We start from the raw sequence: 7,422 nt of genomic DNA, 5'->3' as shown, positions 1-7,422 counted from the left end.
GGCGGGAGGCCGCGCGGAACAGGACCCGCCCTCACGGCAAGCACCTCACCGCGCGGCCGACCCAACCGCATGGCTCCACGGCTTCCGACGCCTGCACCGCCGCTACGAACGCACAGCCAGCCACTTCCTGGCCTTCACCAGCATCGCCTGCACCCTCATCCGCTACCGCGACCAACCAAATGAGATGAGCTGTTACGTGGCGCTGGCACTGCTCGTGGTTCTCCTTCGGGCCAGGATCATAAGCCTGGCTTCCAGGAGTCCACGAAACCGGGTCAGCTCACTCCACGGACAACCACGAAGACCACGGCCCGGGACCCCGGGAAACCAACAGTCCCCGACCAGCAACCACAAACCAGCAGCAGGAACCCGACGCCGAACCGCGCGCCCGGGGCATTCACCAGGCCTCGGTGCTACGGACTTCGCGGAGGTAGGCGTTCGCGGAGGCGCCCTCGTCGATGAGGTCGGGGAGAAGATCGGTGGAGCTGAGGCGGGCTGACGCGCCGCCCTCGCGGGAGCGCCATTCCTCGGCGATGGCGCGCTGGTCCTCCGCAGGGCGGCTCTCCAGCCAGGCGCGGTTCTCCGGGCTGAGCTGGCGCAGGAAGTGGGCGAGCGGGTCGAAGGACACGGCGGTCGTCTCCCGGGTGTTGAGGGTGCGGGGGGTCGGGGGGAACGTCATGCGCCGGGGCGGTCGCGGGCGTTGTCCTCGGGGCCGGTCGCGCTCTCCGCGCGCAGGGCGCGGCCCGCGCCGGTTCCGGGGGCGTCCAGGAGGGCGGCGAGGAGGTGTTCCGGGCCGATGCGGGCGGAGGGGCCGGCGTGGGCCTGGGCGGCGTGGAGGGCATCCTGCGTGGCGGGGGTGAGGGCGGGTTCGCCGGGCTCGGTGGCGGTCGGCATCGAATCCTCCAGGTCGGCCGCGAGGCGGTCGGGGTCGACGCCGGCGCGTTCCAGGGCGAGGCGGGCGGCGGGGCTGCTGGTGGCCGCCCACAGGAGGTGGGCGGTGTCGAGGTCGGCCCCGTCCCGGGCGGCGCGGGTGCCGGCGGCGGCCAGCAGTTCGTTGGCGGACTCGGTCAGGAGGCGGCCGGCCGGGTCCCGGCGCACGGCGGGCGGGGCGGCCGAGGGGCTGGTGCCGAGGAAGTCCTCGACGAGGCTGGTGATGGGGTCGTTGGACCCCGGGGGCGAGGCCGTCACAGTGTTCTTCCGTCCTGGCGGGCGGCGCGGGGCGCCGGCGTGCCGCGGTGGTGTCCCGGTCACGCCCAGTCTCCGGCCGGGGCGGCGGGCGCGCGAGCGGGGCGGCACGGGCGGGGGACGCGGGGCGGCCGGGAGGAGGCGTGGAACTGCGCGGCGCGCCGGGGCGTTATGTGCTGTTTTGACACCTAATATGCGGGGCGACACGGCCGCCGCGGCCCCGCCCGAGGGGCCGGCGCACAGGAGGGATCCGCATGACCGACCAGTTCGTGCTCGACGTGACCAGAATCCGCGACGAGGCCAGGCAGCGGATGGAGGGCGGCCCGGTGACGACCACCTACGGGATGGACGCGGAGCGGGTGATCGGGATCCTGAACGACGTGATCGCCACCGAGGTGGTCTGCTGGCTGCGCTACACGCGGCACGCCATCGCGGCCAAGGGGATCGACCGGGCGCAGGTCTCGGAGGAGTTCACCGAGCACGCCAAGGAGGAGATGCAGCACGCGCTGTGGGCGGCCGAGCGCGTCTCCCAGCTGGGCGGGAACCCGGACTTCGACCCGGCGACGCTGGCGGGGCGCGCGCACACGGACTACGCCACGCCGGACGACCTGGACCTGAAGGAGATGCTGAAGAACAACCTCTTCGCCGAGCGCATCGTCATCTCCACCTACCAGGAGATCATCCGGTGGCTGGGTGATCACGACCCGACGACGCGGCGGCTGATGGAGCGGATCCTGGAGGAAGAGGAGGACCACGCCGACGACCTGACGGACCTGATGGGCGTGTGAGGCGCGGGAGGCCGGGACAGCCGCGGGCGGCCCGTCAGGAGAGGTGGCGGGCCAGCACCTGGAGGTAGGTGGGGCGGGCCTCGCCGTGGACGCGGCGGCCCTCCTCGGTGGGGGTGACGAAGACGCCGCGGCGGTCGGTGTCGCACATGGCGCGCTCGACGAGGCCGCACTTCTCCAGGCGGGCGACGGTGCGGGAGAGGGCGCTCTGGCTCAGGTGCATCGACTCCACCAGGTCCTGGACGCGGACCTTGCAGGGCGGGCGGCACAGGAGCTGGTCGAGGGCCTCGTACTCGCTGACCGTGAGGCCGTGGCCGGACTGGAGCTCCCGGTCCAGGTCGTGCGCGATGCGGCTGTACCGGGACAGCAGGGAGCGCCACTGGTCGGCGAGCGCGGCTTCTGCGGTCACGGGAGAAACCGTAGCGCACTCCCAGATAGCATGCAAGTGAATTTATTGCGTCAGAATTTAATGCTTGGACGTTAGATGCATCTGCATGTATCGTCCCGGCCATGTCCTCACCCATAGACACGGCTCCCGCAGCCGCACCCGCGATACCGGCGCACGTCCCCGTGCCGGGCGAGCAACGCTGGACCCCGCGCCTGTGGGGCGTGCTGGCCGTGCTCTGCCTGGTGCTCTTCCTCGACGGCCTCGACGTCTCCATGGTCGGCGTGGCGCTCCCCTCGATCGGCACCGAACTGGGCCTGTCGGCCACCGCCCTGCAGTGGATCGTCAACGGCTACGTCCTGGGCTACGGCGGCCTGATGATGCTCGGCGGGCGGATGGCCGACCTGCTCGGACGCCGCCGGGTCTTTCTCATCGCCCTGGCCGTCTTCGCCGCCGCCTCGCTCCTGGGCGGCCTGGTCGACAGCGGCCCGCTGCTGATCGCCAGCCGCTTCGTCAAGGGCCTGGCCGCCGCGTTCACCGCGCCGACCGCCCTGTCGATCCTTACCACCACCTTCCACGAGGGCCCGGCCAGGAACCGGGCCCTGTCCGTCTTCTCCCTGTTCGGCGCCACCGGGTACTCCTCGGGGCTGATCCTGGGCGGCCTGCTGACCGGCTTCGGCTGGCGCTGGACGTTCCTTACCCCCGTGCCGCTGGCCGTGCTCGCCCTGGTCGCCGGCATCGCGCTGATCCCGCGCGACCGGCCCGCCGACAGCGGCGGCCACGACCTCGTCGGCGCGGCCACGCTCACCGGCGGCATGCTGCTGGCCGTCTACACGGTGGTCTCGGCCCCCGAGCGCGGCTGGACCGCCCCGCTGACACTCGGCAGCGCCGCCCTGGCCGCCGCCCTGCTGGCCGCGTTCGTCCTGATCGAGCGGCGGGTGCCGCACCCGCTGGTGCGCTTCGGGATCCTGCGGGTGGCCAGCGTCGTGCGGGCCAACCTGAGCATCATCGGGCTGTTCGGCTCCTACCTCAGCTTCCAGTTCATGATGACCCTCTACCTCCAGGACGGACTGGGCTGGTCGCCGCTGAAGATGGCGATGGGCCTGCTGCCCGCGGGCGTGGTCGTGGCCATCGGCTCGCCCCTGGTGGGGAAGCTGATCAACCGGTGGGGAACGGCCCCCCTGATCCTGGCGTCGATGACGTCCATGAGCCTGGGCTACGGCTGGTTCCTGCTCAGCGCGGGCACCACCCCGGACTACGCCGTGACCGTGCTGCCCTCGATGCTGCTGCTCGGCGGCGGCTTCGCCTTCGGCTTCTCCTCGATCATGGCGCAGGCCACCGAGGGCATCGACGACTCCGAGCAGGGCCTGGCCTCCGGGCTGGTGCAGACCTCGGGCCAGGTGGGCGCGGCGCTGGTGCTGGCCGTGGTCACCGCCCTGGTCGCGGGCGCCTCGGGGTCGGGCGCCGACTTCGGCCCCTACCGGCCGGGCACGGGCCTGGTCGCCGGAGTGGCCATCGCCGGCCTGCTGCTGAACCTGCTGCCGCTGCTGAAGGCGCGGTCCGCCGCACGGCGCTGACCGCACCGGCCTGCGGGCCGTCGCACGCCTGAGCCGGCGCCTACGGGGGGCGCCGGCTCAGGCGCCGCGCGAGTTCAGGGAGGCGAGGTAGGAGTTGTAGGCGGCCAGCTCCCGGTCGCCGTCCCGGCCCGCGACGCGGTCCAGGCGGCGGCCGGTGCGCTGCTCGGCCAGGTACCACTGGACGACCAGCGCGAGGAGCACGACGACGGTGGGGATCTCGCTGAACGCCCAGGCCATGCCTCCGGCGGCCGTCTGGTCGGAAAGGGGGTCGGCGCCCAGGCTCGCGGGCGGGTCGGCGAAGGTGTCCACCATCGGGTCGGAGGCCATCATCAGGGCGATGCCGAAGAAGGCGTGGAAGGGCATCGTCGCGAACAGCTCCAGCATCCGCATCAGGTGCCCGGCGCGGCGCGGGCCGGGGTCCACGCCCATGATCGGCCAGAAGAAGACCAGGCCGACCGCGAGGAAGTGCGCCATCATCGCCACGTGCCCGGGCCGGGTGCCCATCAGGGTGTCGAACAGGGGCGTGAAGTACAGGGCGTAGAGGCTGGCGATGAACAGCGGGATGGTGAACAGGGGGCTGGTCACCAGCCGGACGTAGCGGCTGTGGAGCAGCGCGACGAGCAGGGTGCGCACCCGGCCGGGGGCCGGGAGGGCCCGCAGCAGCAGCGTCACGGGGGCGCCCAGGAGCAGCAGGATCGGCGAGACCATGCTGATGACCATGTGCTGGGTCATGTGGGCGCTGAAGAGGACCATGCCGTAGTCGTTCAGCCCGGTGCAGGTGACCGCGGCCACGGAGAGCACGCCCAGGGCGTAGGAGACGGTGCGGCCCGCGCCCCAGGCGTCGCCGCGCCGCCGCAGCCGGGCCACGCCCCAGGCGTACAGGCCCAGGGCGAGGAGGCAGCCGGTGAGGAAGACCGCGTCGGGGCTGAACTCCAGGGCGCGGGCCAGGGTGAAGGGCGGCAGGCCAGCGCCGTGGCCGCCGTGGCCGTCGTGGTCCATGGGGGGCTCCGTGGGGTCAGGCGGCCTGGGCGGCGGCCATCCGTTCGGCGCGCAGGGCGTCGTACCACCGGTCGTCCACCGGCGGCAGAGCCTCCACGTCGAGGGTCAGGCGCAGGAGCAGGTCGGCGATCTGGGGATTGCGGGCGAGGACCGGGCCGTGCATGTAGGTGCCGAAGACGGTGCCGGACCAGGCGCCCTCGGTGCCGTCGCCGGTGCCGTTGCCGTTGCCCAGGCGGACCCGGGCGAAGGGGCGCGCGCCCTGGCCGAGCTGGGTGATGCCCTGGTGGTTCTCGAAGCCGGTCAGGGGCGGCAGGCGCAGGGAGCCGTCGATGTCGGCCAGGACGTCGCCGACGCAGCGCTCGCCGGTGCCGCGGACGCTGACCACGTCCAGCAGGCCCAGGCCGGGCTCGCGGCGGCCGAGGTCGTTGATGAACTCGTGGCCCAGGATCTGGTACCCGGCGCATACGGAGAAGAGGATGGCGCCGTTGTCGGCGGCGCGGGCCAGGCCGCCGTCGCGGCGCAGGCGCTCGGCGGCCAGCCGCTGGGGGCGGTCCTCGCCGCCGCCGATGAGGTAGATGTCGCCCGAGGTGGGCACGGGCTGGTCGGAGCGGACGTCGTGGCGCTCGACGGCCAGGCCGCGCTGGCGGGCGCGGCGCTCCACGACCAGGACGTTGCCCTGGTCGCCGTAGGTGCTCAGCAGGTCCGGGTAGACCCAGATGACGCGGAGCTGTGAGGTGCTCATGGGGGTGTCCTCGGTGTCCTCGCGGTCGGGGCTGTCGGGGGGCGGGGGCCGTCAGTTGCCGACCAGGCGGCGCAGGTCCTGGAAGGCGGTGTAGTTGGCGATGGCCTCGATGCGCCCGGGGGGGAGCTGCGTCAGGGCCTGCTGGAGGGTGTCGTGGACGGCGAACGCCACGCCCGCGACCTCCAGGCGGACGGCGAGGTCCAGGCGGCGGTCGCCGAGGACGGCGATGGGGTGGCCGGCCAGGCGCCCGTAGTCCACGTCCCACAGCCAGGAGGTGTCGGTGCCGTCGGCGCCGCGGGCGTTGACCGAGAGGATCACCGGGGTGGGCGGCGGGTCGATGAGGGAGAAGGTCTCCAGCCAGCCGGCGGGGTTCTTCGCCAGCAGCAGGCGGAGGTCGCGGCCGAGGTGGCTGACGACGTCGTAGCGCCCGGCCACGGCGGCGACCGACTGCATGCGGTGCAGTGCGGTCTGCGGGGGGATGCCGAAGAGGGCGGCGACGGCCGCGGCGGTGGCGGCGTTGGCCTTGTTGGCCCGGCCCGGGAGCTGGAGGGCGATGGGCCAGGCGGAGCCGTGGGGGTCGAGCACGGTGTCGCCGGAGAGGATCCAGGTGGGGGTGGGGCGGCCGAAGCCGCACTCGCCGCACCGCCAGGTGTCGTCCCCGGGGCGGTTGAGCACGCCGCCGCAGGACGGGCAGGACCAGGCGTCGTCCTTCCACTCCTGGCCGGCGGCCACCCACACGACGTTGGGGCAGGAGGAAGCGGCCCAGACGACGAGGGGGTCGTCGGCGTTGGCGACCACCGTGGCCTTGGTGCCCTGGAGGCCCTCGCGCCAGCGTTCGGCGAGCATCCGGGTCTCGGCGGCGCGGTCGAGCTGGTCGCGGGAGAGGTTGAGCAGGGCGATGGCCTTGGGGGTGACGTCGCGGGCGACGCCGGCCAGGTACTTCTCGTCGACCTCGATCACGCCGTAGCGGGCCTCCGTGCCCCCGGAGAGGGCGGAGGTGATCCCGGCGGGCATGTTGGCGCCCAGGGCGTTGGAGACGACCTCGCCGCCGGCCCGGAGGGCCTCGGCGATGAGGCGGGTGGTGGTGGTCTTGCCGTTGGTGGCGGAGACCAGGACCACGTCGAGGTGTCCCGCGAGGCGGGAGAGCAGGTCGGGGTCGAGCTTGAGGGCGACCCGGCCCCCGATCACCGAGCCGCTGCCGCGGCCGGCGGCCCGCGAAACGGCCGCCGCCGCCTTGCCGGCCGTGACGGCCAGTCTGGCCCGCGCCGACAGAGGCTGCGCGCTGTCTGCCATCGTTGCTGTTCCTCCTCGCCCTTGGCAGGGGGCCAGCCTATCGAGGCCGCGGGGGGCTCCCGAACCGCGCGGGGGGAGCGGGCCCCGCGTCGGGCGTTTCCCCCGTTTGCCCGGACCGGGGGGCCGCTACGCCTGGTGAGCCCTAGAGTGCTGTCCGTAACGCCGGTGGGCCGGTTCCTTCCGCTTCGGGAGTGTTCATGATCTTGTCGATCTCGGGGGTCGTGCTGCTGGGAGTCGTCGTCTTTCTCTTCTTCCGGAAGGACGGGCTGAAGCTGTCGCACGCGGTGGTGTGCTCGTTGTTCGGGTTCTATCTGGCGGGGACGGCGGCCGCGCCGAGCATCCAGGCGGGCGGGGAGAGCCTGGCGAACCTGCTCGGCGGGATCGCGCTGTAGGGCGGGCCGTGCGTTCGCTGCTGGTGGTGGGCCGGGGGTTGCGGCTGCTCGCGGGGGGCTGCGGGCG

At 73.3% G+C, this 7,422-nt stretch carries 9 protein-coding genes and 1 pseudogene; 4 read left to right on the top strand and 6 right to left on the bottom strand.

Annotated features, from left to right (window positions below):
* Positions 1–67 precede the first annotated feature (67 nt).
* Positions 68–181, top strand: a pseudogene (locus tag RM780_RS27345) (IS5/IS1182 family transposase); the annotation flags it as partial.
* Between the two features lie 213 nt (positions 182–394).
* On the opposite strand, the gene RM780_RS27340 reads toward RM780_RS27345, so the two are convergent.
* Positions 395–676, bottom strand: a complete 282-nt coding sequence (locus RM780_RS27340) for a hypothetical protein (RefSeq protein ID WP_311633598.1) — start codon at positions 674–676, stop codon at positions 395–397.
* Positions 673–1,185, bottom strand: coding sequence for a Clp protease N-terminal domain-containing protein (locus RM780_RS27335; protein ID WP_311633597.1), 513 nt, complete (start codon positions 1,183–1,185; stop codon positions 673–675). The genes RM780_RS27340 and RM780_RS27335 overlap by 4 nt, the downstream gene beginning before the upstream one ends.
* Before the next feature lie 251 nt (positions 1,186–1,436).
* On the opposite strand from RM780_RS27335, the gene RM780_RS27330 reads away from it, so the two are divergent.
* Positions 1,437–1,970, top strand: coding sequence for a ferritin-like domain-containing protein (locus RM780_RS27330; RefSeq protein WP_311633596.1), 534 nt, complete (start codon positions 1,437–1,439; stop codon positions 1,968–1,970).
* 34 nt (positions 1,971–2,004) lie between these two features.
* Here RM780_RS27330 and RM780_RS27325 read toward each other — a convergent pair whose 3' ends face one another.
* Positions 2,005–2,376: a MarR family winged helix-turn-helix transcriptional regulator gene (locus tag RM780_RS27325; RefSeq protein ID WP_311633595.1), complete on the bottom strand. Its 372-nt coding sequence runs from the start codon at positions 2,374–2,376 to the stop codon at positions 2,005–2,007.
* A gap of 101 nt (positions 2,377–2,477) precedes the next feature.
* Between RM780_RS27325 and RM780_RS27320 the strand changes: the two genes are divergently transcribed.
* Entirely contained in the window at positions 2,478–3,929 is a 1,452-nt protein-coding gene (locus tag RM780_RS27320; RefSeq protein ID WP_311633594.1) for an MFS transporter, read from the top strand.
* A gap of 57 nt (positions 3,930–3,986) precedes the next feature.
* Here the strand turns inward: RM780_RS27320 and RM780_RS27315 are convergent, their stop codons facing one another.
* From RM780_RS27315 to RM780_RS27305, 3 genes are read right to left on the bottom strand one after another with little or no spacing between them, the layout of a single operon-like run.
* Entirely contained in the window at positions 3,987–4,928 is a 942-nt protein-coding gene (locus tag RM780_RS27315) for a cytochrome c oxidase assembly protein (protein ID WP_311633593.1), read from the bottom strand.
* Between the two features lie 16 nt (positions 4,929–4,944).
* Positions 4,945–5,670: a type 1 glutamine amidotransferase gene (locus tag RM780_RS27310; protein ID WP_311633592.1), complete on the bottom strand. Its 726-nt coding sequence runs from the start codon at positions 5,668–5,670 to the stop codon at positions 4,945–4,947.
* Positions 5,671–5,721: 51 nt separating this feature from the next.
* Entirely contained in the window at positions 5,722–6,963 is a 1,242-nt protein-coding gene (locus tag RM780_RS27305; RefSeq protein ID WP_311633591.1) for a MurT ligase domain-containing protein, read from the bottom strand.
* A gap of 197 nt (positions 6,964–7,160) precedes the next feature.
* Here RM780_RS27305 and RM780_RS27300 point away from each other — a divergent pair, with 197 nt between their 5' ends.
* A complete protein-coding gene (locus RM780_RS27300) occupies positions 7,161–7,355 on the top strand; it encodes a hypothetical protein (protein WP_311633590.1) in 195 nt (64 codons plus the stop codon).
* Positions 7,356–7,422: the final 67 nt, after the last annotated feature.

Source organism: Streptomyces boetiae (assembly GCF_031845405.1).
In the GTDB taxonomy this organism is placed as follows: Bacteria; Actinomycetota; Actinomycetes; order Streptomycetales; family Streptomycetaceae; genus Streptomyces; species Streptomyces boetiae.
This window is presented reverse-complemented; position numbering and strand designations above follow the sequence as displayed.

What these genes read in the sequence shown, in the direction of transcription:
- RM780_RS27320 (WP_311633594.1), top strand. Translation starts at nt 2,478, where the DNA reads ATGTCCTCACCCATAGACACGGCTCCCGCAGCCGCACCCGCGATACCG.
- RM780_RS27300 (WP_311633590.1), top strand. Translation starts at nt 7,161, where the DNA reads ATGATCTTGTCGATCTCGGGGGTCGTGCTGCTGGGAGTCGTCGTCTTT.
- RM780_RS27315 (WP_311633593.1), bottom strand. Translation starts at nt 4,928, where the DNA reads ATGGACCACGACGGCCACGGCGGCCACGGCGCTGGCCTGCCGCCCTTC.
- RM780_RS27305 (WP_311633591.1), bottom strand. Translation starts at nt 6,963, where the DNA reads ATGGCAGACAGCGCGCAGCCTCTGTCGGCGCGGGCCAGACTGGCCGTC.
- RM780_RS27330 (WP_311633596.1), top strand. Translation starts at nt 1,437, where the DNA reads ATGACCGACCAGTTCGTGCTCGACGTGACCAGAATCCGCGACGAGGCC.
- RM780_RS27310 (WP_311633592.1), bottom strand. Translation starts at nt 5,670, where the DNA reads ATGAGCACCTCACAGCTCCGCGTCATCTGGGTCTACCCGGACCTGCTG.
- RM780_RS27340 (WP_311633598.1), bottom strand. Translation starts at nt 676, where the DNA reads ATGACGTTCCCCCCGACCCCCCGCACCCTCAACACCCGGGAGACGACC.